This is a genomic window from Pantoea coffeiphila, from assembly GCF_016909495.1.
GTDB lineage: Bacteria > Pseudomonadota > Gammaproteobacteria > Enterobacterales > Enterobacteriaceae > Erwinia > Erwinia coffeiphila.
On the sequence record NZ_JAFBFW010000003.1, the window covers coordinates 446248 to 469137 of the forward strand.

Consider the following 22890-nt stretch of genomic DNA (forward strand, 5'->3'; position numbering starts at 1 on the left):
CGATCCGCCCTTACTGCACCTGCCAGACCTCCAGCGCCGCAATGCGCCTGCGCGTCAGTTCTTCCCTCACCGCTGCACCTTTAAACCCGGCTGCGACCACATCGCGCGTAGGCACTTCTGACACAATTCTGAAGGCTTCTCGCAGATACGTTCCCTGCGGATAGGGATTATTTTCGAACCCGCTACGCCCACGCGCATCGGCTTCGCTGGTCAACGCAATCTGCTCAACGCGGTGCGGCTTACGCCAGGCGTCGAGCCTGTCGAACAGGTTAACCAGCGTTGCGGCAGAATGATTTTGGATCGTGTGAACGAGATCGTGAAATTCGGTAACCAGCAGCGCCAGATCGCGAACGTGATTCGGCACGCGCAGGCGTTCGCACAGCGCCGCAACCAGCGGTACGCCAGCCAGCCCGTGGCCGTGGTGGCTGGGCCATTTTTCCGGCGACGTCAGGGCCTTGCCGACATCGTGAAACAGCGTAGCGAAGCGCACATCCAGCTCCGGGCTGAGATGTGCAGCCATCGCCAGCGTCATCAGCGAGTGAACGCCGCTGTCGATTTCCGGATGCCATTTCGCCGGAGCCGGTACGCCGTAGAGATTATCCAGCTCGGGAAATAAGATCGCGAGCGCATCGCAGTCGCGCAGTACCTGGAAAAACACCTGCGGGTTGCGGGTCAGCAGCGCGCTTTCGGTCTCTTTCCACACGCGTTCCGCCGTCAGATGATTCAACTCGCCGCTGTGCGCCATAGAACGCATCAGCTCAAGCGTTTCATCAGCGATGCGGAAGTTAAGATGGGCGAAGCGCGCGGCAAACCGTGCGACGCGCAGCACGCGCAAAGGATCTTCATTAAACGCGGCGGAAACATGGCGCAGAATACGTTGCTCAATGTCCGCACGACCGTTGTAAGGGTCGTAATACTGGCCGTTATCATCGCGCGCAATGGCATTGATGGTCAGATCGCGGCGCGCCAGATCCTGCTCCAGCGTTACGTCGGGTGCGGAATAGCAGACAAACCCGGTATAGCCATTGCCTGATTTACGTTCGGTACGTGCCAGCGCATATTCCTGATGATTTTCGGGATGCAGAAAAACCGGGAAATCACGTCCGACCTGGGAATAGCCCAGCTCAAGCATCTGCTCGGGGGTGGCACCAACCACCACCCAGTCTTTATCTTTCAGCGGCAAATTCAGCAGTCCGTCGCGAACCGCGCCACCGACAAGGTATGTTTTCACTGCACATCTCCAGAATAAAACGTCGGGTCAGAGGAAAAGCATTTTTTTATAGTAAGCAGTAATACTACAACATCCGTCAGGGATGATGCCAAATTGCAGGTACGCCAAAGGGGGCATCCACGGATGCCCTCCAACCAAACTGAAAACCTTTAGTTCATCCAGCGGTCGTTTTTCTTCCTGCGCGGCAGCATATGCGGCAACAGCAGACCGAGCAGCAGGCCGAAGCCGGCAACGCCGCCGCCGTACATAAACCACTGCATAATGATGGTGCGCTGTTTATCATCCAGCTGAACGTTGGCGGCATCCACCTTTTTACTGGCGACCACCAGCTGGTTCTTTAACTGCTGATTTTCATCTTTCAGGCTGTTAATGGCGTCATCGCTGCCTGCGACTTTTTTCTGCATTTCTGCCGTGCGCTCATTCCAGCTGCCGTCAATATTCGCCAGTTTGGCGGTCAGGTCTTTAACCTGCTGCTCCAGCTCCGGCACGCGTGAACGCAGGCTGGGCTGTTCACTGAGCTGACTCAGCGGTATCCAGGTTGTTCTGCCCTGCGCATCACGGATCTGCCCGTATTTACTGTTCTCATTAGATTGCAGCAGGGTAACTTCTTCCCCGGCGTTCAGCGTGCCGATCAGGCGATAATCATTGCCGGGACCGCTGCGAACCCAGGTAGAGAGTTCATCGGAAATGTAACGTTTTTCTTCAGCATGCACGTTAGCGACGGCGCTAAAAGCCAGAAAAGTCAGGCCAATAAAGTGAGTTTTTTTCATTCGAACTCTTTTTGCATAAGTACTGGGCGAAAGTAATAGCACAGTCTGGAGCGGCCTCGCAGAAAGCTGAATGAGAACTGTCCTGATCTCAGGCGACATGGGAGGCAACGCGCGAAAGCGTAATAAAGCAGAGACATCCCTGCTGCTTGTGCATTACTCTTCTTGGTATCTCAGGTGCGATGATCCGCAAGTTGCCCTGCTTTTTTGCAGCGGCTGAGTCAGCTCTTTCTGCGCTATCGGGAAATTTGCGGTTATTATCAAACACTACCACCATTTACCGTGCCGGTAATCATTTAGATAAGACATTATGACCATCGAAATCGAGCTAAAGTTCATTACCACCGCCGATGCTGCGACAAAACTCGCCAGCCAGCTGGCTCTCTGGCCCCATGAACACACCTCCGGGCAGAAGCTGAGCAACATCTATTTTGAAACGGCCAACGGCCAGCTGCGCAGCTGGGACATGGGTCTGCGCATTCGCGGATTTGGTGACAGTTTCGAAATGACGCTGAAAACTGCCGGGCAGACGATTGGTGGTCTTCACCAGCGACCGGAGTACAACGTCGCACTCAATGAACCGGTGCTGGATATTCATCAGCTTCCCGCGGACGTCTGGCCAGAAGGTACCGATCTTGATGCCCTGCAGCAGCAGTTAAACCCGCTGTTCAGCACTCATTTCGTCCGTGAGAAGTGGGTGGTGACCTATGGTGAAAGCGAAATAGAAGTGGCTTTCGATCTGGGAGAGGTCAGCGCCGGAGAACTGAGCGAGCCGCTGCATGAAATCGAGCTGGAGCTGAAAAACGGTAATCGCGACGATCTTCTGGCATTTGCCGTCGAGCTGGCAAAAATGGGCGGCCTGCGGCTGGGAAGCCTGAGTAAAGCGGCGCGCGGATATGCGCTGGCGAAAGGCAACCCACCCCGTAAGCTGCGCCCGGTTCCACTGCTTAAGGTCAAGCCGAAGGCGACGGTGGAGCAGGGGATGCAGGACGCTTTCCTGCTGGCGCTCAGCCAGTGGCAGTATCATGAAGAGCTGTGGCTGCGCGGCAATGCTGACGCGCTCGGGGAAATTCAGGAGGCGCTGGAAACGCTGCGTCAGGCATTTTCTCTGTATGGTGCGCTGGTGCCACGCAAGGCCAGCAGCGAGCTGCGTCAGCGCCTGACCGAGCTGGAAGCGGCACTGCTGGAAGACGATCTGGATGCCCTGTCCGTGTGCTTCAGTCCACTCTGGCTGGAAACGCAGCTGGCGCTGACCACCTGGATCGCCACGACGCGCTGGCGTGATTTTATCGACTCGAAAACCGATGCCAAGCTACAGGGCTCCTTTAAGCGTTTCAGCGATATCATGCTGGGGCGCATTTCCGCAGACCTGAAGGAGACCTTTGGTCAGGTCAATCAGCTGAATGAATACCAGGATAAGCTGACACGCCTCCATCGGCAGCAGCTTGCCGTACATCTGCTGGCCGGTAGCTATGACGAGGCAGCGGTAAGTGAGTGGCTCGGTCACTGGCAGCTACTGCGTCAGGCGATCATCGATCGGCAGGATGTATGGCTGGATGGCCACCGCCGGCAGGCGCTGAAACAGCCGGCATTCTGGAAAAATGGTAACGCCTGAGCCGTTAGAAACGCTTATTTTCCAAACCCGTTGATCGTGTGTTGCAGGATGGCAGCCAACGCCCCTGGAGCCTGAGTCTCGGGGGTGATTAATCAGGGAGTGTTTATGGTGCCTTTACTATCGCAGCCGCTGCCATCTTTGCTGGCTGAACAGATTTCCGTTATCGATCCTCTGCCGGACGGGACCACTCCGCAGCAGCAGTCCGTGCTGGCGTTTAGTGACTTCATCAGTGATAACCTGACGAAACATCCTGAATGGTGGCAGCAGCTGCAAACTCAGCCGCCGCTTGCCGACGAGTGGCAGCACTATACCGCGTGGCTGGCAGAGCGGCTGGCCTCGGTGCTGGATGAAAACACGCTGATGCGCGAACTGCGGCTGTTTCGCCGCCATATGCTGACGCGCATCGCCTGGATGCAGACTCTGGCGACCAGCAGCACCGAACAAACGTTAACGCAGCTGAGCGAACTGGCAGAAACCCTGATCGTCGCTGCCCGTGACTGGCTGTGGCTCGCCTGCTGCAAGGATTTTGGCACGCCGGTTAATGCCGCCGGAGAGCCGCAGCCGCTGCTGATCCTCGGTATGGGTAAACTGGGCGGTGGTGAGCTGAATTTCTCTTCCGATATCGATTTGATCTTCACCTGGCCGGAAAATGGCGTGACGCAGGGCGGACGGCGTGAGCTGGATAACGCCCAGTTCTTTACGCGTCTGGGGCAGCGGCTGATCAAAGTGCTCGATCAGCCAACCGTGGACGGCTTCGTCTACCGCGTAGATATGCGGCTGCGGCCGTTTGGTGACAGCGGCCCGCTGGTGCTGAGCTTTGCGGCGCTGGAAGATTATTACCAGGAGCAGGGGCGCGACTGGGAACGCTATGCGATGGTCAAGGCCCGCTTAATGGGCGGCGGTGACGATCGCTGGAGCCAGGAACTACGGCAGATGCTGCGGCCGTTTGTCTTTCGTCGCTATATTGATTTCAGCGTGATCCAGTCCCTGCGCAATATGAAGGCGATGATTGCGCGTGAGGTGCGGCGGCGCGGGCTGACCGATAACATCAAGCTCGGTGCCGGTGGTATCCGTGAAATAGAGTTTATTGTTCAGGTCTTCCAGCTGATCCGTGGTGGTCGTGAACGGTCGCTGCAGCTGCGTTCATTGCTTCCTACTCTTGAATCAATCAAAGAACTGAATTTACTTCCACAGTCTCAGGTCGCGCAGCTGCACGATGCCTATCTGTTCCTGCGGCGGTTGGAAAATCTGCTGCAAAGCATTAATGATGAACAGACGCAGACATTGCCGGCCAGTGAGCTGGACCGCGCGCGTCTGGCGTGGGCGATGGGATTTGCCGACTGGCAGGGCCTGCACGACCGGCTGGATGGGCATATGGTGGCGGTACGCTCAATCTTCGACGAGCTGATTGGCGACGATGCCCCGGAGAGCGGCGAGAACCGTGAAGCCGGGGAATATGGTGTGCTGTGGCAGGACCAGTTAGAGGAAGCTGAACTGCTGCCGCTCGTCCCGCATTTGAACGGTGAAGCATGTCAGCAACTGCTGCGGGCGATTACCGATTTTCGTCTGGATGTGGATAAGCGCACGATCGGCCCACGCGGCCGCCAGGCGCTCGATCAGCTGATGCCTCGTCTGCTCAGCGAGGTAGTACCGCGCGATGATGCGGTTGTCACGCTTGGCCGCCTGACGCCGCTGCTGCTCGGCGTGGTCACACGCACCACCTATCTGGAGCTGCTCACGGAATTCCACGGCGCGCTCCAGCATCTGATTCGCCTGTGTGCCGCCTCTCCGATGGTTGCCAGCCAGCTGGCGCGTTATCCGCTGCTGCTTGATGAGCTGCTTGACCCGGCGACGCTTTACCAGCCAACGGCAACCGATGCCTATCGCGACGAGCTGCGTCAGTATCTGCTGCGTATCCCGGAAGAGGATGAAGAGCAGCAGCTGGAAGCACTCAGGCAGTTTAAACAGGCCCAGCATCTGCGTATTGCCGCGGCGGATATCGCCGGCACGCTGCCGGTAATGAAGGTCAGCGATCATCTGACCTGGCTTGCCGAAGCGATGATAGAAGCGGTAGTACAGCAGGCGTGGAATATGATGGTACAGCGCTACGGGCGGCCATCGCATCTGACCAGCGACAGCGAGCGTGGCTTTGCCGTTGTCGGCTACGGCAAGCTGGGCGGTTGGGAGCTGGGTTACAGCTCCGATTTGGACCTGGTATTCCTGCACAACTGCCCTCAGGAAGCGGTCACGCTGGGCGATCGCAGTATTGATGGGCGGCAGTTCTATCTGCGGCTGGCACAGCGGGTGATGCATCTGTTCAGTACCCGAACCTCGTCAGGTATTCTTTATGAAGTCGATGCCCGCCTGCGCCCCTCGGGTGCTGCCGGTATGCTGGTGAGTACCTTTGAAGCCTTTGACGATTACCAGCGCAATGAAGCCTGGACCTGGGAGCATCAGGCGCTGGTACGTGCTCGCATCGTTTACGGAGATGGGGAGCTCAGTCAGCGCTTTGGAGAAATTCGCCGGGGTATCCTGGCGCTGCCGCGTGAGGCAGAAACCCTGAAGGTTGAGGTTCGGGAGATGCGTGAAAAAATGCGTGCGCATCTTGGACAGAAACATAAAGGCCGCTGGGATATTAAAGCCGATGCCGGTGGCATCACAGATATTGAATTCATCACGCAATATCTGGTCCTACGCTATGCCTCACAGGATCTGACGCTAACCCGCTGGTCCGATAATGTTCGTATTTTCGAACTGCTGGCTAACGGGGGAAAAATGACGGAGCCGGAGGCGAAAGCACTGACTCATGCCTACGTTACGCTGCGAGATGCACTGCACCACCTGGCGCTACAGGAGCTGCCGGGGCATGTGGAAGAAAGCGCCTATGCGAGTGAAAAAGCCCAGGTTAATCACAGCTGGCAAACCTGGTTTGGCGACTGAGGACGCAGAGCGTATCCGTGGCTTGGTGACGAAGTGAACAACGTGGCCGCGATAGTCAGGCACGGCAACATTTGTGCTATTATCGCGCGCCTGAATTTTTGGTTTTTATGCTGTCTGGAGTGGAGTGTCTGAATGAAAGTTACACTGCCTGATTTTAAACGTGCGGGTGTTCTGGTTGTTGGTGATGTGATGCTGGATCGTTACTGGCACGGGCCAACCAGCCGTATCTCTCCCGAAGCTCCGGTGCCGGTTGTCAAGGTTGAACACGTGGAAGAGCGCCCCGGCGGGGCGGCAAACGTGGCGATGAATATCGCTTCTCTTGGCGCTGAATCTCGCCTCGTGGGACTAACCGGCATTGATGATGCTGCGCGCGTACTGAGCGAGACGCTGACTGGGGTCAACGTGCAGTGTGATTTTGTTTCTGTACCAACCCATCCAACCGTGACCAAGCTGCGCGTTCTTTCGCGTAATCAGCAGCTAATCCGCCTTGATTTTGAAGAGGGTTTCGAAGGGGTTAACCCGGAACCTATGCACGAGCGCATTCAGCAGGCCTTGCCTAAAATCGGTGCGCTGGTGCTTTCTGACTACGCCAAAGGCGCGTTGTCGAGCGTAGAAACCATGATCAAGCTGGCACGTGAAGCCGGTGTACCAGTGCTGGTGGACCCGAAAGGGACCGATTTCGGCCGTTATCACGGCGCCACCTTGCTGACGCCGAATCTTTCGGAGTTTGAAGCCGTAGTCGGTAAGTGCAAAAGCGAGGCTGAAATCGTTGAGCGTGGTACCGCGCTGATGCAGAAGCACGGCCTGTCGGCGCTGCTGGTGACCCGTTCTGAAAACGGTATGACGCTGCTACAGCCGGGCAAAGAACCGTTCCATATGCCAACGCAGGCGCAGGAAGTGTTCGATGTAACCGGTGCTGGCGATACGGTGATCGGCGTACTGGCTGCCGCGCTGGCCGCTGGCAACAGCCTGGAAGAGAGCTGCTTCCTTGCAAATGCGGCTGCGGGCGTGGTTGTGGGTAAACTGGGTACATCGACAGTTTCCCCGATTGAGCTGGAAAATGCGATTCATGCGCGCCCCGAGTCTGGTTTTGGCGTGATGGATGAAGCTCAGCTGAAGGCTGAAGTCGCTAAAGCCCGCCAGCGCGGCGAGCGCGTGGTGATGACCAATGGCGTATTTGACATTCTTCATGCCGGGCACGTTTCCTATCTCGCGAATGCCCGCAGACTGGGTGACCGGCTGATTGTGGCGGTGAACAGCGACGCGTCCACCCGCCGTCTGAAGGGCGAAACACGTCCGGTTAACCCGCTGGAAAATCGTATGATCGTTCTGGGTGCGCTGGAAGCCGTAGACTGGGTGGTGGGCTTTGAAGAAGACACGCCGCAGCGTCTGATTGCTGAAGTGTTGCCGGACCTGCTGGTCAAAGGCGGCGACTATAAGCCAGAGGATATCGCAGGCAGTAAAGAAGTGTGGGCTAACGGCGGTGACGTACGCGTGCTGAACTTCGAAGACGGTATCTCAACCAGCAATATCATTAAGACGATTATCAATCGTAAGAACTAAAAAAAAGCTGCCCGGTTGGGCAGCTTTTTTCTTTGTAAATCAGACAGGATCTTTTGCATCGCCAGGCTCTGATGCGGCCTGCGCAGCGGGTGCCGTCGTGACCGGTGCAGTGGCCGTTCCTGCCGCCGCCGCTGGTGCTGCAGACTGGTTCTCCAGCGCCGCCAGGCGTTGTTCCAGTACTGCCAGCTTTTCGCGTGTGCGCAACAGCACCTGAGTCTGCACGTCAAACTCTTCACGGTTCACGACATCAAGACGGGTCAGCTGGGCCTGGATGGTCTGACGAATTTTCTTTTCCACATCATCGCCTAACTCGCGGATACCTTTTGGCATAGATTCATGGATCTGGCGGGCCAGTTGTTCAATTTTTTTAGCATCAATCATGTCAGCTTCCTGGTAGCAGCAAATTTTCTCTAAGTGTAATCCCTCCGGGGGAAAGGATAAACCGGAAATGAGCATAGCGAATAAATGGATATAAATTTGCCAATTTTGTTCGTTGCCCGCGTTCATTATCAGCGTTATAGTAAGTCTGCTTATTCTCAGGGCGGGGCGAAATTCCCCACCGGCGGTAAATCAGCTTCGGCTGAAAGCCCGCGAGCGCTTCAGGGTCATTCCTGAAGGACAGCAGATCCGGTGTAATTCCGGGGCCGACGGTTAGAGTCCGGATGGGAGAGAGTAACGTATCTTGTCGGGCCTGCGCTCGCCTCGCGTTATTTTTTTGTCACAGCTTGACACTCCTAAGCACGCCCTGATTCTGGTAACCCATACATTTATTAAGGTTTATTTACCATGAATCAGTCGCTACTTTCTGAATTTGGCACGCCTGAACAGCGTGTAACCCGTGCTATCGAAGCGCTTCGCGCTGGCCGCGGTGTAATGGTTTTAGATGATGAAGATCGTGAAAATGAAGGTGATATGATCTTCGCCGCCGAAACCATGACCGTAGAACAGATGGCATTAACCATTCGTCACGGCAGCGGTATCGTCTGCCTTTGTCTGACCGAAGAACGTCTTGGTCAGCTTGACCTGCCAATGATGGTTGAAGATAACACCAGCGCCTACGGCACCGGTTTCACCGTCACCATCGAAGCTGCGCAGGGTGTCACCACCGGCGTTTCCGCTTCAGACCGCATCACCACTATCCGTACCGCTATTGCTGATGATGCCAAGCCTGCCGATCTGAATCGTCCTGGTCACGTCTTCCCGCTGCGCGGTCGTGCTGGCGGCGTGCTGACCCGCGGTGGGCACACCGAAGCCACTATCGATCTGGTGACGCTGGCGGGCTTCAAGCCGGCGGGCGTGCTGTGTGAGCTGACTAACGATGATGGTTCAATGGCACATGCGGCGGAAGTCGTTGTCTTCGCTAAGCAGCATGACATGCCGGTCGTCACTATCGAAGATCTGGTGGCTTATCGCCGTAGCCACGAAACGCTCCAGGCCAGCTAATCTTCTCTGGGCCGGTTTACCCGGCCCTGTTAATTTATCCTGCTTCCTGCTTCCTGCTTCCTGCTTCCTGCTTCCTGCTTCCTGCTTCCTGCTTCCTGCTTCCTGCCTTCAGACCACAGCGGCAGTCTTGATGTACATCAGCCAACCGTCATCCATTCTGCAATCTCTGTTCAAATTATCTGAATATCTTCATCAGGGTTATCCAGGTTCATCACGATACATATGGGCGTAATGTAAGCGTCATTGAACGAACACTTCTGGAGTAAACCATGAGTCACCAACGTATGCCCGCACTCTTCCTTGGCCACGGTAGCCCGATGAATGTGCTGGAAGAGAATATCTATACCGAAACCTGGCGCAAGCTGGGTGAGACCTTACCGAAGCCAAAAGCGATTATTGCGGTTTCCGCGCACTGGTATACGCGCGGAACGGCGGTTACCGCGATGGAGAAACCACGTACCATTCATGATTTTGGTGGTTTCCCGCAGGCCCTGTTTGACACGCGCTATCCTGCTCCTGGTTCCCCGGCGCTGGCCCGCCAGATTGCGGAAGTGCTGTCGCCGGTTGACGTTCAGCTCGATCAGGAGTGGGGCTTTGACCACGGTTCCTGGGGAGTGTTAATTAAGATGTACCCGGATGCCGATATTCCGGTTGTTCAGCTGAGCATTGATGGCACAAAACCAGCAGCGTATCACTTTGAGCTGGGACGCAAACTGGCGCTACTGCGCGAGCAGGGCGTGATGATCGTTGCCAGCGGCAACGTAGTGCATAACCTGCGTATGGTTCGCTGGCAGGGAGAAGCACCAGCCTATCCGTGGGCTGAGTCGTTTAATCAGTACGTGCGCGATAATCTGGCATGGCAGGGTGAGGATGCTCAGCATCCGCTGGTTAACTTTATGCAGCATGAGGGCGCGGCGCTGTCGAATCCAACGCCAGAGCACTATCTGCCACTGCTTTACGTGCTGGGCGCCAGGGCGCAGGATGAAGCGGTAACCGTGCCGGTGGATGGCATTGTGATGGGGTCGTTGAGTATGCTGTCCGTGCAGGTGGGCTAAACTGCCAGGATGACTTGCCGCTTTGATATTGGGCGAGGGGAACCTCGCCCGAAAAGATTACTCGATAAACGCGTGCGGATAGAAGCGTGACAGATCCTGGGTGATCAGTTCGCGATCTTCCCTCAGGCCAATTCCCGCTGGCTGATCGTCGATCAGCCAGGAACCGATCAGCGTATAGCTGTCGCCAAACTTCGGCAGCGGATGGAACTGCTGGACGATCATTCCCTCTTCGCCGTAAGGCCCGTCAACGCGGGCGATCTCTTTACCATTTTCCACGATGCGAATATTCGCGCCTTCACGGGAAAACAGTGGCTTAACCACGTATTTATCCATATGCGGCACGTTATCTTCGGCAAAGTAAGCGGCAAGCAGATTCGGGTGATTAGGGAACATTTTCCATAGCAGCGGCAGCATCGCTTTATTGGAAATGATGCTCTTCCATCCCGGCTCCAGCCAGCGCACACCGGCATCGGCAAGCTTAGTGGAGAACATCTCGCGCAGCATAAACTCCCAGGGATAGAGTTTAAACATGTTGCTTATCACCTGGTCATTTACATCGGTGAACTGGCCTTTTTCCCCCAGACCAATCTCGTCTATAAACAGGAATTCACTCGGTAAACCGGCCTCGGTCGCGCAGTCCTGCAAATATTGCACCGTGGCGCGATCTTCTTCAGTATCGCGGCAGCAGGAGAAGTGGAGCAGGCCAAAACCGTGTTTCTGATGCAGATCGGCAAAACGTTCGATCAGCTTTTCCTGCAGGCTGTTGAACTGATCGCTGCCTGCCGGAAGGTTCCCGGCGTTAAGCTGTTCTTCCAGCCAGACCCACTGGAAGAATGCGGCTTCATAAAGTGAGGTTGGCGTATCGGCGTTATTCTCCAGCAGCTTGGCAGGAGAGTGGCCGTCCCACGCAAGGTCTAAACGGGAGTAGAGCGATGGCTGGCCGCTTTTCCAGGATTCCCGCACGAAATCCCAGGTGTGCTTAGGAATGCGAAACTTCTCCAGCAGCTCTTCGCTGCCGGTGACCAAATCCACCGCCTGTAAACACATCTGATGAATTTCGCTGGTGACATCTTCCAGAGTTTCAATCTGCTGCAGGGTAAACTGATAGTAGGCGTCTTCACACCAGTAAGGCTCGCCGTACATGGTGTGGAAGTTAAAACCGTACTCAGTGGCTTTTGCTCGCCAGTCAGGACGCTCAGCAATAGCAATGCGTTTCATCCGGCGTTAGCCCCCTAAACTGCGGCTGGTGGTGCTGGAACGATTGCTGCCGGACGCACTGCTACGCTGCATGGTGGATTGTTTCGCCACGCTTTCACCAAAGCCACCGCGCGTTACCGTGCTGGTGGTTGCAGGTTTCGGCGCCATCGCTGTTTTCGGTACGTTCATCGTGCGGCCTGATACGGCCGGGCCATAGCTCTTACCAGCGGCATCCACGAACTTACCGTTAGCCGGGCTGGCCGGGTTTTTTGAGCTAAAGAGTGGCTGCTGCTGTCCCATGCCCCCGCTCATCATTCGTCCCATCATGTAACCGGCCATCAGCGGCATCCAGAAACTGCCGCTGGACTGATTTTCCGCATTGGTGGTTACACCAGCCTGTGCCGGAGCCTGCTGACACTGACCTTCACCGAATTCGGCCACGCAGTCTTCACGGCTGGCATACTTGGGTGCGGTCTTAACGGCTTCTTCTTTCGCTTTATTAAATGCGACCGTGCACTGCTCTGATTTACCCGGATTGGCGCTGGAGCAGTCATCCGCATTCTGATACATCGAAACGCTTTCGTCCGTTTGCTCACAGCCCGCCAGCATAATGACTGCGGTCACCGCAAGGGCCACCGGCGTTAAATGACGTGCGCCCCAGCTTTTACGAAAAGAGGCGTGATTGATCTGTTTAGTCCGTTTCATGGCTTTCTGTCCTGTGCCCAAAGATAGTGCATAGGATAGGGGAACGGCGGTGAAAAATGAAGCGATGCGGCTGGATGGTACGGGGATCTTTACGTAGCTATACGTTTGATTGTGAAGGACGGCTTACAAATTGCTTTGGAAAAGCAGAAGGGCAGCGCAGGCTGCCCTTCTCTATAGATTACTGGCCGGCGGATTACCGCTGGCTTTGTAATTTACTGTGCTTGAACCGAACGGCTCAAATCACGGTCGGCGGCGGCATCCTGTTTTGGATTTTCAGGTGCAACGGCATCCGGCGTGGTGGGAATATCTTTGCCGAGATGAGTATTCAGCGCCTGTAAATCTTCCTCATTGAGCGTACCCAGAGCAGATTTGATATTCAGCTGGTTAATCATATAGCTATAGCGTGCATTCGCCAGCTGCTGCTTGGCGTTGTACAGCGTTGTTGTCGCGTCCAGCACGTCAACGATGGTACGAGTACCGACCTGATAACCGGCTTCCATGGCGTCCAGGGAGCTCTGTGAAGAAACCACGGCCTGCTTATAGGCGTTGATGCTGCTGATAGACGCGTTCACGTTATTAAATGAAGAACGGACGGTCTGCACAGTGGTACGGTGGGCGCTTTCTAACTGCTCACTGTAAGACACAAATGCATACTGCGCCTGTTTGACCTGCGAGGTGACCGAGCCACCGCTGTACAGCGGCAGACTAAAGCTCAGTCCAACCTGGTTGCTGCCGCTGATATTGTCCGTGCCGGTAGAACGATCGCCGTGGTAGCGATTGTTTGACAGGCCGGTTGACGCGGTCAGACCGACGGTTGGCATATGACCGGTTTCAGCGGAGCGGATTTGCTCGCGAGCCAGGTCCTGAGACAGACGGGCGGAGAGCAGGCTAAGGTTACGGCTTTCAGCCTCTTTCAGCAGATCTTTCACCGGCTGCGGCTTATCTGTTTTGAAGCGATCCACGTTCAGCGATGCCAGGCTTGGGTAGTAATTGCCGGTTACCTGACGCAGAGACTCAACGGCGTTATCCAGGTCGTTACGAGCGCTCACTTCGCTGGCCAGCACGCTATCGTACTGTGAACGGGCGTTCTGCACGTCGGTGATGGCGACCAGGCCCACGTTAAAGCGCTGGGTGGTTTGATCCAGCTGACGATAGATTGACTGCTTCTGCGCTTCGGTATAGGAAAGGGTATCAATCGCATTCAGAACGTTGAAATACGCCGTTGCCGTGTCCAGAATCAGCTTCTGCTGTGCGGTCTGGTAGGTGACATCCTGAATACCGGCGGTTTTTTCCTGCAGGGTCAGCGCACGCCATTTTGACATATCAAAAATGGTCTGGGTCAGCTGCAGCGATGCGCTTTTCGTATCGCTGTTCGAATCACGAGCATCGCGATAACCGTTAGTATAGGTATAGTCCGCTCCCAACCCGAGCTGCGGTAACAGTGGGCTACGGGCTTCGTTAATTTTCTCAAAAGCAGCATCGCGATCGGCCGCTGAGCTACGAAGATCAGGGTTAGACAAACGAGCCTGCTGATAGACCTGAAGCAGGTTTTCAGCCTGGCTGGCAACACTGAAGCCGCCCAGGCTCAGACCAATGAGTAAAGGGAGCAGTTTGTTCATTTGCATTCCTTGTAGTGCCGCAAAATTGCTATGGTAGCGCTGGCGTAGGCCAAAAAATTATCGCCGATTCTAGCAGAGTGTGCCGATAAGGTAAGTTGGCTGAAAGTGCCATCTCGCTTTAATTTACGTAAATAATTCCTCAGAAACTACAAATCTAGCGGTATTACTATTGCACTTTTCGTCATTGCGATCATTTTCAGGAGAGGTTCCTATGGCAATCTGTAACACATTCCCGGTAACGTTTACCAAAGACGATGTAGAAATTATCGCACGAGAGACGCTTTATCGCGGTTTTTTTTCGGTGGAACGTTATCGCTTTCGCCACCGCTTGTTTAACGGTGAAATGAGTGGTGAAGTAAGCAGGGAAATTTTCGAGCGCGGCCATGCAGCGGTGCTGCTACCCTACGATCCGCTGCGTGATGAAGTCGTGCTGATCGAGCAAATACGCATTGCCTCCTGGGACACCAGCCCAACCCCGTGGAAGCTTGAGCTGGTCGCAGGAATGATTGAGGAAGGCGAAACCCCGGAAGAGGTTGCCAGACGTGAAGCCGTTGAAGAGGCCGGACTGACCGCCGGGCGCACCAAACCTATCAGCAATTACCTGTCCAGCGCGGGGGGCACGACCGAGCGATTGATAGTGTATGTTGGTGAAGTGGATGCCAGCGTGGCGAAGGGAAACCACGGACTGGAGGAAGAGAATGAGGATATTCTCGTCCATGTGGTGAGCCGTAGTCAGGCTTATCAATGGGTGGAAGAGGGGAAAATCGATAATTCAGCTGCGATCATTGCCTTACAATGGCTCGAGTTGCACTATAAACAACTAAGTGATGAGTGGAAGCCTTAACGATGAAGCGTTACGTTCCTGACTTTCCCGAAATGATGCGCGTGTGCGAAACTAACTTTGCACAACTGCGGCGCTTACTTCCGCGTGACGACCAGGCCGGAGTGTCAGTGGCGTACCAGGTAAATGGTGCCAGCTATCAAATTACCATTTTGGAATCGACGCGTTACACCACGCTGGTGGAGATTAAGCAAACCGCCCCGGCCGTGAGCTACTGGAGTCTGCCTTCTATGTCGGTCAGGCTCTATCACGATGCCATGGTGGCGGAAGTGTGTTCAACACAGCAGATCTACCGATTTAAAGCACGCTATGATTATCCTAATAAAAAGCTGCATCAGCGTGATGAAAAACACCAGATTAACCAGTTTCTGGCGGAATGGCTGCGCTACTGTTTATCACATGGAGCGGTAGCCGTTCCGGTTTGTTGAACCCGCTGCAACACGTTAGCAAGAGAGCGGTAACCCTAAGGACTTTGATTGGATAGCTTGTTGAAACTTCCTGTGGCGAGTGGGTCCAGTATCAGGATTTTACAGATAACGGATACTCACCTTTTTGCAGGCAAACATGAAACGCTGCTGGGTGTGAATACCTGGGCCAGTTATGAAGCGGTGTTGGAAGCCATCGCGGCACAACGTCGGCATTATGACCTGATCGTTGCTACCGGCGATCTTGCTCAGGATCACACTACCGAAGCCTATCAGCATTTTGCTGAGGGTATCGCTCGTCTGCCTGCTCCTTGCGTCTGGCTGCCTGGCAACCATGACTTTCAGCCGACGATGTTCAGTACGTTGGCAAGCGCTAGCATAGCCGATGAAAAACACGTCCTGATCGGCGACTGCTGGCAGGTTGTGCTGTTGGATAGTCAGGTTTTTGGCGTGCCCCATGGCGAGCTGAGTGAGTATCAGCTTGAATGGCTGGATAAAACGCTGGCCAGGGAGCCGCATCGGCATACGCTGGTTTTGCTTCACCACCATCCCCTGCCTTCTGGCTGTACGTGGCTCGATCAGCACGGCCTGCGAAATCCACATATGTTGGATGCCGTGCTGCAGCGTTATCCGCTGGCGAAAACGCTACTCTGTGGCCATATTCATCAGGAACTGGACCTTGAATGGCAGGGCCGACGCGTGCTGGCTTCTCCTTCAACCTGCGTGCAATTCAAGCCGCACTGCACCAACTTTACCATTGACGCAGAATCTCCCGGCTGGCGCTGGCTCAATCTGTTCGATGATGGCCGCTTAGAAACTGAAGTCTGTAGGCTGACAACGCGAATTTTCAGCCCTGACCTGGATTCGGAAGGTTACTGATCGATGGCGACGCTGCTCTACCTTCACGGTTTTAACAGCTCACCCCGTTCGGCTAAAGCGACCGCGTTCGGTCGCTGGCTGGGGGAGCACCATCCGTCGATCAATTTGCTGGTTCCGCAACTCCCTGCCTTTCCGGCTGAAGCGGCGGCACTGCTTGAAAATATCGTATTGCAGGCGTCAGGGGAGCCGCTGGGCATCATCGGCTCATCGCTTGGCGGATATTATGCGACCTGGCTTTCCCAGTGTTTTACGCTGCCTGCGGTGGTGGTGAATCCCGCCGTGAGGCCGTTTGAGCTGCTGGTAGATTTCCTCGGGGAAAATCAGAACCCCTACACCGGCCAGCAATATGTGTTAGAGTCGCGCCATATTTACGATCTAAAAGTGATGCAGATTGACCCGTTAGAGTCGCCGGATTTGATCTGGCTGCTGCAACAAACGGGTGATGAAGTGCTCGACTACCGTCAGGCCCTGGACTATTACAGCGCCTGTCGCCAGACGGTAGAAGAGGGCGGAAATCATGCTTTTATCGGATTCGAACGCCATTTCTCCGCTATGTTTGATTTCCTGGGGCTAACCTCGCAAGCGTGAAATCAAACGGAGTTTGGGCAATCATTTTTAGCCACTAATTCAGATTGTTACCATGACTCAATCCAGCTATAACGCTGATTCCATTGAGGTTCTCAGCGGCCTTGAACCCGTGCGTCGTCGCCCGGGTATGTATACTGACACAGCGCGGCCTAACCATTTAGGTCAGGAAGTGATCGATAACAGCGTGGATGAAGCGCTGGCCGGCCACGCAAAACGTGTGGAAGTGATTCTGCACGCCGATCAGTCGCTGGAAGTGATCGACGACGGGCGCGGAATGCCGGTGGATATCCATCCCGAAGAGGGCGTGCCGGCCGTTGAGCTGATTTTCTGCCGCCTGCATGCCGGTGGTAAATTCTCCAACAAAAACTACCAGTTCTCCGGCGGCCTGCACGGCGTGGGTATCTCGGTGGTAAATGCGCTGTCAAAACGCGTGGAAGTCACCGTGCGCCGTAACGGTGAAGTCTACGAAATGGCGTTTGAAAACGGTGACAAGGTGCAGGACCTGTCGGTGACGGGCACGGTAGGAAAACGCAATACCGGCACCCGCGTGCAGTTCTGGCCTGATGAATCCTTCTTCGACAGCCCGCGTTTCTCTGTATCGCGCCTCAGCCATTTGCTGAAGGCGAAAGCCGTGCTTTGCCCGGGTGTTGAGATCGTCTTCAAAGACAAGCTAAACAATACTGAACAGACCTGGTGCTACGCTGATGGCCTGACCGACTATCTGATGGAAGCGGTTAATGGCCTGCCGCTGCTGCCGGAAAAACCGTTTGTCGGCGCGTTTTCCGGTGACGTTGAAGCGGTTGACTGGGCGCTGCTCTGGCTACCGGAAGGCGGTGAACTGTTGACGGAAAGCTACGTTAACCTGATCCCGACCATGCAGGGCGGTACGCACGTTAACGGTCTGCGGCAGGGCTTGCTGGACGCAATGCGTGAGTTTTGTGAATTCCGCAACATCCTGCCGCGCGGGGTTAAACTTTCGGCGGAAGATATCTGGGATCGTTGTGCCTACGTGCTGTCGGTAAAAATGCAGGACCCACAGTTCGCCGGCCAGACAAAAGAGCGTCTGTCATCGCGCCAGTGTGCCGCCTTTGTATCCGGCGTAGTGAAAGATGCCTTCAGCCTGTGGCTTAACAATAACGTGCAGACGGCAGAGCTGCTGGCCGAGCTGGCCATTTCCAGCGCTCAGCGCCGCATGCGTGCCGCTAAAAAAGTGGTGCGTAAAAAGCTGACCAGCGGCCCGGCGCTGCCGGGTAAACTGGCTGACTGTAGCGCACAGGATCTCAATCGTACTGAACTTTTCCTGGTGGAAGGGGATTCGGCGGGCGGATCGGCTAAACAGGCGCGCGATCGTGAATATCAGGCGATCATGCCGCTGAAAGGTAAGATCCTGAACACCTGGGAAGTCTCCTCGGATGAGGTGCTGGCTTCGCAGGAGGTGCATGATATTTCGGTCGCTATTGGTATCGATCCGGACAGTGAAGACCTCAGCCAGCTGCGCTACGGTAAGATCTGTATCCTCGCCGATGCCGACTCCGACGGACTGCATATCGCCACGCTGCTGTGTGCGCTGTTTGTTCGCCACTTCCGCACGCTGGTGCAAAATGGTCACGTTTACGTCGCCATGCCGCCTCTCTATCGTATCGATCTGGGTAAAGAGGTTTACTACGCGCTGGATGAGGAAGAGAAGGCCGGTATCCTTGAACAGCTGAAGCGTAAGAAAGGCAAACCGGGCGTGCAGCGCTTTAAAGGTCTGGGTGAAATGAACCCGCTTCAGCTGCGCGAAACCACGCTCGATCCCAATACCCGCCGCCTGGTGCAGTTAACGGTCGATGAAACCGATGTGGATCAGACGCTGGCGGTGATGGATATGCTGCTGGCGAAGAAACGCTCCGAAGATCGTCGTAACTGGCTGCAGGAAAAAGGCGATACTGCCGAAATCGAAGTATAAAACTCCGGAGCGGATCGTCATTTACGATCCGCTTCTGCTCATCCATAATCTGCAAAGAAACCTCATTCTCCTCTTCTCCCAAAGGCCGGCCCATTGAAAATTACCCTTGAAGAACTGCGTGCGTGGGTGGTCGTGGTTGACTGTGGCTCGATTACCGCCGCTGCCGAGCAGCTTAACCAGACCACTTCCGGCATCAGCCGGGCGTTGAGTCGGCTGGAGAGCAAGCTGCAAACCACGCTGTTGCATCGAACGACCCGCCGCATTGCGCTGACCGAAGAGGGGCAGATATTCCTGCAGCATGCCCGGCAGATTATCGCCTCCGTAGAGGCCGCCGAAGAACAGATCGCGCAGCGTCGGGAAATTCCGTCAGGAAGACTCCGGGTGAATGCGGCTTCCCCGTTTATGCTGCACGTCATTGTGCCGCTTATTGACGGGTTTATTCAGCGCTATCCATTGATTGAGCTGGAGCTGAATACCGATGACGTGGTGATTGATTTGCTCGAACAGCAAACCGACATTGCGATTCGCATTGGCGAGCTGCGGGATTCGACCATGCACGCACGTATGCTGGGCAGCAGTAAACTGCGGCTTATGGCCAGTCCGGCATACCTGGCAAAGCACGGTACGCCCCAGAGCGTGGCCGATCTTGCACATCATCGACTGTTGGGATTTAGCCAGCTGGAACAGCATAATATCTGGCCTGTTCGCCAGGCCGACGGCGAACTGCTGCAGATTAAGCCTGGCATAGGGGCATCCAGTGGTGAAACGCTGCTGCATCTGGCGCTACATGGGCAGGGGATCGTGCGTGTTTCCGATTTTCTCTGCCGGGAGGCGACTGCCAGCGGCCAGCTGGTGCCGGTACTGGCGGCAGAAACCTGCGAAATGCGCCACCCGATCAATGCGGTTTATTATCGCAACAGTACGCTGGCCGCGCGGATCAGCTGTTTTCTGGACTACCTCAGCGAGCAGCTTGCCAGCAAAAATTTGCTGTAAGCCGCCCGCCAATGACCTTCTTACGCGGGTTCCAGCACGAAGATCTTCACGTCGACCACATCATCTTTGATGATCGCGCGGTGGGTTTCCATATGGTCCGCCTGCTGATGCTGTTCCAGATGACGCAGCGACTCCCAGTGTTCCACCATAAAAATTGAGTCCGGTGAGTGCTGCTTCCACGGCACCTGCGCTTTATGATCGATCAGTGCCTGATAGCTGCCGCATCCTTCCTCCTGCAGTACCAGCGGAATCAGCCGCTCGATAGCTTCAAGTACGGCGGCACGACGGCCCGGTTTGATACAAATTTCAGCCACAACGGTTAACATAGCGCTCCTCGGATCGATGAATCGAATTAACAGACTAAGTTAAGCAAAAATTGTACTCAGATGAGTCCGATAACGGGAGATATCTCCTGCGATATCAGGCTGTTTTATCACATCATTACAGATAAAGGTTGGTAATCCTTCCATACCCAGGAACTGGTTAGCCTTATGGAAGTGCAGATAAACGCCGTCCACGCCAACGCCTTCAAAGAACTGTTCCGGGTCGGTAAAGGCCTGCAATGGCGCATTCCACGTCAGAGACAGCATATACTTTTTGCCCTGCAGCAGACCGCCGGAACCATATTTTTTTGCCGCATCTGAGCGCGTACGCCCGTCACTGGCATACAGTTTGCCGTGGCCTTCGGTAAAGACTTCATCGATGTATTTTTTCAGGGTCCATGGTTCACCCATCCACCATCCCGGCATTTGATAAATGATGGTGTCAGCGGCGAGGTATTTTTCAATCTCGTCTGCAACGACATATCCGTCATCCACTACCGTGACGTCAACATGATGTCCGGCATCGCGCAGCCAGCTGGCGGCGATACCGGTCAAAGTATGGTTCAGCTCACCTTTAGAATGTGCAAAGGTTTTACCTGCATCGATAATTAAAATATGGCTCATGGCTTAATCCTGATTCTGTGAATTTGATGCAAGTCTACAGCAGCATATGGGGGCGTAAAACGTGGTATGGATCACAACACTTTTGCCTGGCAGGCAACAATACGGAAGCAATGGCTGGTGAGCGATAAAGCGTATGAACCGGCCCCGTACAGCGTTGTGCGGGGCCGAAGGCGCTAGAGCTTCTGAAAGCGTTTAGCTTCAGCGGCTGTGAGGCTGAATTTTACTGATAAGGTGTTTGATAAGGGCTCAATCTAACCTCGGATGATTCTCCGGTGTTTTCAAACTTATCGCTCTGAATTTCAATCGGCTTGGTCGATGCAAGTTCACCTTTAATATTCAGGACTTCAGGAGCATTAATCATCAACTTCTCGTCGGCTGAAATCTTACCGCTGGTGTTCGTCAACGACGTACTGGCCTGTAGCAACGCTTTTTTTGTACTGCTGATGATGTTGCGATTTTCAATGGTATCCGCCTTAACGACCAATTCATTAGCAGACTGAATTTCTCCTGTATTCACGAATGAACCTCTGCGGTCATAGCTGAATTTCTTTCCGACTTTTAGGATACCATTATTAGTGAAATGGGTACTGTCTTCACTACCATTGCCGCTTATAGTGAGGTTGTTGCCTGCATCAAGGGAGGTATTACTGTCGAACTCTCCAAGAGTGTTGGCTTCGATAACAATATCATTTTTAGCAAGTAGCTTACCCGAAGCAATACCGGACTCTTTACCTTTCAGTTCTTCTGCATAGATGTTGATCGTATTGGCGGAGACATCAGCATTATCCAGGTTGATATCCTGCTGAGAGGCCAGCGCAACAGTACCATTCTCAGAGTGAACGGCGCCGGCACTATTGTTCAATAAACTTCCGGCATTAATTGCAATGTCTCCTTTTGCAATAATTCCACCGGATGTTGGATTTTCTTTTTCGCTAGCTTTAGTAATTTCTCCATCCTTGATGCCATATTTTTTGCTATCCTGATTGATTATCTGATTGGCAACCAGACTGATATCATTGCCCGAAATTAACCCTGAGGTGTTATCCAGGGTGCTGCCGTTAAGCGTAATGGATTTAGCGCTGCTAATAGTTCCCTGGTTGTTATTGAGTTCGTCTCCGGCAATCATGAAAATATCTCCAGTACTGGAGATAGAGCCAGAAGTGTTATCAACATTCATTGCAATAATGTTCGCGTCACCACTTGATGTGCTAATCTTACCGTTATTGCCGATCGTTCCCATAGTTGTGATATATAGTTCTGAGTCTGCGGAAATTAATCCTTTGTTACTGATTCCCGGGCCATCCTGATCTATTACCATCGTGATTTTATTTGCGTACATTCCCCCAAGTGCAGAGATATCGATACCCACAATCCCTGGTTCGGCAGCTGTTCGAGAGTTCGTCTTACCAGCGCTGATCTTTAAATCTTTAGCGCGCAGTTCAGCACTGACTTTAACGGTATTAGCCAACAGATTGGTAAAATCAGATTTATCATTCATTCCATTCCCGGTAATGATGATATCGCCTTTTTTAACATTAATGCTTGTCAGTTTGTCATTCTGAATTTTAATGTTTCCAGTCGTCAGGGTGGCGTTCCCGGTGTTAATAAATCCACACCCATCGCATGATATTCCCGAAGGGTTAGCGATAATCACATCAGTTTTTTTTCCCGCCACTTCAATCATACCGTTTAGCTGACTGGGGTTGTTTGAAATAACTTCATTTATGATTAATGACGCGGGGCCTTTCGCCATGTTGGTATTGCCAGTAACTTTCCCGGCCAGAGTCGTCGTGCTTTCACTGGAATTGTTATTTAGAATAACGCCATTTTGATTAACATCAAATTGAGTGAATTTATTATGTGATATTCCAGATGATGATGCACTGTTGATATTTACTGTCGTGGACTGATTACTGTTATTGATAATGGTTGGGATGTTGCTTTGATTTTGTGAAACAATGATTTCTGCATGGGTTGATGAAATATAACCCAGAGATAACCATGTCATCACACAGACTGGTGCAATACGGGATATTTTACTGAGTTTCAATTTTTTATAACATCCATATGATGAGTTTTTCATGCTCATTATTCTTTCCTTGTTAATTGATTTGATTAACCACCTTGTTTATTC

Annotated in this window: 20 protein-coding genes and 1 riboswitch; of the genes, 11 read left to right on the forward strand and 9 right to left on the reverse strand. The window is 53.9% G+C overall.

The genetic code is table 11. From position 1 onward, the window contains the following. Positions 1-10: 10 nt before the first annotated feature. Both JOE09_RS11790 and JOE09_RS11795 read right to left on the reverse strand, forming a co-directional pair. Positions 11-1231, reverse strand: a complete 1221-nt coding sequence (locus JOE09_RS11790; protein ID WP_205065892.1) for a multifunctional CCA addition/repair protein — start codon at positions 1229-1231, stop codon at positions 11-13. Positions 1232-1380: 149 nt separating this feature from the next. Next, positions 1381-2001, reverse strand: a complete 621-nt coding sequence (locus tag JOE09_RS11795; RefSeq protein ID WP_205065893.1) for a TIGR04211 family SH3 domain-containing protein — start codon at positions 1999-2001, stop codon at positions 1381-1383. A gap of 307 nt (positions 2002-2308) precedes the next feature. Here JOE09_RS11795 and JOE09_RS11800 point away from each other — a divergent pair, with 307 nt between their 5' ends. From JOE09_RS11800 to hldE, 3 genes are all read left to right on the forward strand, one after another. Beyond that, entirely contained in the window at positions 2309-3613 is a 1305-nt protein-coding gene (locus JOE09_RS11800) for a CYTH domain-containing protein (RefSeq protein WP_205065894.1), read from the forward strand. A 105-nt stretch (positions 3614-3718) separates the two neighbouring features. Next, entirely contained in the window at positions 3719-6553 is a 2835-nt protein-coding gene (gene glnE / locus JOE09_RS11805; protein ID WP_205065895.1) for a bifunctional [glutamate--ammonia ligase]-adenylyl-L-tyrosine phosphorylase/[glutamate--ammonia-ligase] adenylyltransferase, read from the forward strand. A gap of 132 nt (positions 6554-6685) precedes the next feature. Beyond that, positions 6686-8116: a bifunctional D-glycero-beta-D-manno-heptose-7-phosphate kinase/D-glycero-beta-D-manno-heptose 1-phosphate adenylyltransferase HldE gene (hldE, locus tag JOE09_RS11810; protein WP_205065896.1), complete on the forward strand. Its 1431-nt coding sequence runs from the start codon at positions 6686-6688 to the stop codon at positions 8114-8116. A gap of 39 nt (positions 8117-8155) precedes the next feature. Here hldE and ubiK read toward each other — a convergent pair whose 3' ends face one another. Then, the gene (ubiK, locus tag JOE09_RS11815; protein ID WP_200560272.1) at positions 8156-8497 is read right to left on the reverse strand and encodes a ubiquinone biosynthesis accessory factor UbiK; all 342 of its coding nucleotides are present in this window, start codon (positions 8495-8497) and stop codon (positions 8156-8158) included. A gap of 147 nt (positions 8498-8644) precedes the next feature. Continuing rightward, a riboswitch (FMN riboswitch) is annotated at positions 8645-8794 on the forward strand. Between the two features lie 108 nt (positions 8795-8902). Between ubiK and ribB the strand changes: the two genes are divergently transcribed. Continuing rightward, positions 8903-9559: a 3,4-dihydroxy-2-butanone-4-phosphate synthase gene (ribB, locus tag JOE09_RS11820; RefSeq protein WP_205065897.1), complete on the forward strand. Its 657-nt coding sequence runs from the start codon at positions 8903-8905 to the stop codon at positions 9557-9559. 269 nt (positions 9560-9828) lie between these two features. Next, a complete protein-coding gene (gene ygiD, locus JOE09_RS11825) occupies positions 9829-10614 on the forward strand; it encodes a 4,5-DOPA-extradiol-dioxygenase (RefSeq protein WP_205065898.1) in 786 nt (261 codons plus the stop codon). 57 nt (positions 10615-10671) lie between these two features. Here ygiD and JOE09_RS11830 read toward each other — a convergent pair whose 3' ends face one another. From JOE09_RS11830 to tolC, 3 genes are all read right to left on the reverse strand, one after another. Continuing rightward, entirely contained in the window at positions 10672-11832 is a 1161-nt protein-coding gene (locus tag JOE09_RS11830) for a glutathionylspermidine synthase family protein (RefSeq protein WP_200543527.1), read from the reverse strand. Positions 11833-11838: 6 nt separating this feature from the next. Next, positions 11839-12516, reverse strand: coding sequence for a DUF1190 family protein (locus JOE09_RS11835; RefSeq protein WP_200543529.1), 678 nt, complete (start codon positions 12514-12516; stop codon positions 11839-11841). 212 nt (positions 12517-12728) lie between these two features. Next, positions 12729-14135 carry an outer membrane channel protein TolC gene (tolC, locus tag JOE09_RS11840; protein ID WP_205065899.1) on the reverse strand — a complete coding sequence of 469 codons (1407 nt, stop codon included), beginning with the start codon at positions 14133-14135 and terminating at the stop codon, positions 12729-12731. A 211-nt stretch (positions 14136-14346) separates the two neighbouring features. Here tolC and nudF point away from each other — a divergent pair, with 211 nt between their 5' ends. The 6 genes from nudF (at position 14347) to JOE09_RS11870 (ending at position 19809) form a co-directional block, all read left to right on the forward strand. Further along, positions 14347-14979 carry an ADP-ribose diphosphatase gene (nudF, locus tag JOE09_RS11845; protein WP_205065900.1) on the forward strand — a complete coding sequence of 211 codons (633 nt, stop codon included), beginning with the start codon at positions 14347-14349 and terminating at the stop codon, positions 14977-14979. Between the two features lie 2 nt (positions 14980-14981). Next, on the forward strand, positions 14982-15404 hold the full coding sequence (locus JOE09_RS11850) for a DUF1249 family protein (RefSeq protein ID WP_105592523.1): 423 nt from the start codon (positions 14982-14984) through the stop codon (positions 15402-15404). A gap of 48 nt (positions 15405-15452) precedes the next feature. Continuing rightward, positions 15453-16280, forward strand: coding sequence for a 3',5'-cyclic-AMP phosphodiesterase (gene cpdA / locus JOE09_RS11855; protein WP_205065901.1), 828 nt, complete (start codon positions 15453-15455; stop codon positions 16278-16280). A 3-nt stretch (positions 16281-16283) separates the two neighbouring features. Next, a complete protein-coding gene (gene yqiA / locus JOE09_RS11860) occupies positions 16284-16868 on the forward strand; it encodes an esterase YqiA (protein ID WP_200560210.1) in 585 nt (194 codons plus the stop codon). 52 nt (positions 16869-16920) lie between these two features. Continuing rightward, positions 16921-18816, forward strand: coding sequence for a DNA topoisomerase IV subunit B (parE, locus tag JOE09_RS11865; RefSeq protein ID WP_205065902.1), 1896 nt, complete (start codon positions 16921-16923; stop codon positions 18814-18816). A gap of 93 nt (positions 18817-18909) precedes the next feature. After that, positions 18910-19809 (forward strand): LysR family transcriptional regulator, encoded by a 900-nt coding sequence (locus tag JOE09_RS11870; protein ID WP_205065903.1) that lies wholly within the window; start codon positions 18910-18912, stop codon positions 19807-19809. Between the two features lie 20 nt (positions 19810-19829). Here the strand turns inward: JOE09_RS11870 and JOE09_RS11875 are convergent, their stop codons facing one another. The 3 genes from JOE09_RS11875 to JOE09_RS11885 form a co-directional block, all read right to left on the reverse strand. Continuing rightward, positions 19830-20135 carry a putative quinol monooxygenase gene (locus JOE09_RS11875; protein WP_105592518.1) on the reverse strand — a complete coding sequence of 102 codons (306 nt, stop codon included), beginning with the start codon at positions 20133-20135 and terminating at the stop codon, positions 19830-19832. Positions 20136-20174: 39 nt separating this feature from the next. Continuing rightward, positions 20175-20756 (reverse strand): NAD(P)H-dependent oxidoreductase, encoded by a 582-nt coding sequence (locus JOE09_RS11880; protein WP_200560208.1) that lies wholly within the window; start codon positions 20754-20756, stop codon positions 20175-20177. 220 nt (positions 20757-20976) lie between these two features. Continuing rightward, positions 20977-22845, reverse strand: coding sequence for a filamentous hemagglutinin N-terminal domain-containing protein (locus tag JOE09_RS11885; protein WP_205065904.1), 1869 nt, complete (start codon positions 22843-22845; stop codon positions 20977-20979). Positions 22846-22890: the final 45 nt, after the last annotated feature.

Excerpts from the sequence above, each read along its gene's own strand:
- JOE09_RS11795 (WP_205065893.1), bottom strand. The coding sequence starts at position 2,001 with ATGAAAAAAACTCACTTTATTGGCCTGACTTTTCTGGCTTTTAGCGCC.
- JOE09_RS11800 (WP_205065894.1), top strand. The coding sequence starts at position 2,309 with ATGACCATCGAAATCGAGCTAAAGTTCATTACCACCGCCGATGCTGCG.
- glnE (WP_205065895.1), top strand. The coding sequence starts at position 3,719 with ATGGTGCCTTTACTATCGCAGCCGCTGCCATCTTTGCTGGCTGAACAG.
- hldE (WP_205065896.1), top strand. The coding sequence starts at position 6,686 with ATGAAAGTTACACTGCCTGATTTTAAACGTGCGGGTGTTCTGGTTGTT.
- ubiK (WP_200560272.1), bottom strand. The coding sequence starts at position 8,497 with ATGATTGATGCTAAAAAAATTGAACAACTGGCCCGCCAGATCCATGAA.
- ribB (WP_205065897.1), top strand. The coding sequence starts at position 8,903 with ATGAATCAGTCGCTACTTTCTGAATTTGGCACGCCTGAACAGCGTGTA.
- ygiD (WP_205065898.1), top strand. The coding sequence starts at position 9,829 with ATGAGTCACCAACGTATGCCCGCACTCTTCCTTGGCCACGGTAGCCCG.
- JOE09_RS11830 (WP_200543527.1), bottom strand. The coding sequence starts at position 11,832 with ATGAAACGCATTGCTATTGCTGAGCGTCCTGACTGGCGAGCAAAAGCC.
- JOE09_RS11835 (WP_200543529.1), bottom strand. The coding sequence starts at position 12,516 with ATGAAACGGACTAAACAGATCAATCACGCCTCTTTTCGTAAAAGCTGG.
- tolC (WP_205065899.1), bottom strand. The coding sequence starts at position 14,135 with ATGAACAAACTGCTCCCTTTACTCATTGGTCTGAGCCTGGGCGGCTTC.
- nudF (WP_205065900.1), top strand. The coding sequence starts at position 14,347 with ATGGCAATCTGTAACACATTCCCGGTAACGTTTACCAAAGACGATGTA.
- JOE09_RS11850 (WP_105592523.1), top strand. The coding sequence starts at position 14,982 with ATGAAGCGTTACGTTCCTGACTTTCCCGAAATGATGCGCGTGTGCGAA.
- yqiA (WP_200560210.1), top strand. The coding sequence starts at position 16,284 with ATGGCGACGCTGCTCTACCTTCACGGTTTTAACAGCTCACCCCGTTCG.
- parE (WP_205065902.1), top strand. The coding sequence starts at position 16,921 with ATGACTCAATCCAGCTATAACGCTGATTCCATTGAGGTTCTCAGCGGC.
- JOE09_RS11875 (WP_105592518.1), bottom strand. The coding sequence starts at position 20,135 with ATGTTAACCGTTGTGGCTGAAATTTGTATCAAACCGGGCCGTCGTGCC.
- JOE09_RS11880 (WP_200560208.1), bottom strand. The coding sequence starts at position 20,756 with ATGAGCCATATTTTAATTATCGATGCAGGTAAAACCTTTGCACATTCT.
- JOE09_RS11885 (WP_205065904.1), bottom strand. The coding sequence starts at position 22,845 with ATGAGCATGAAAAACTCATCATATGGATGTTATAAAAAATTGAAACTC.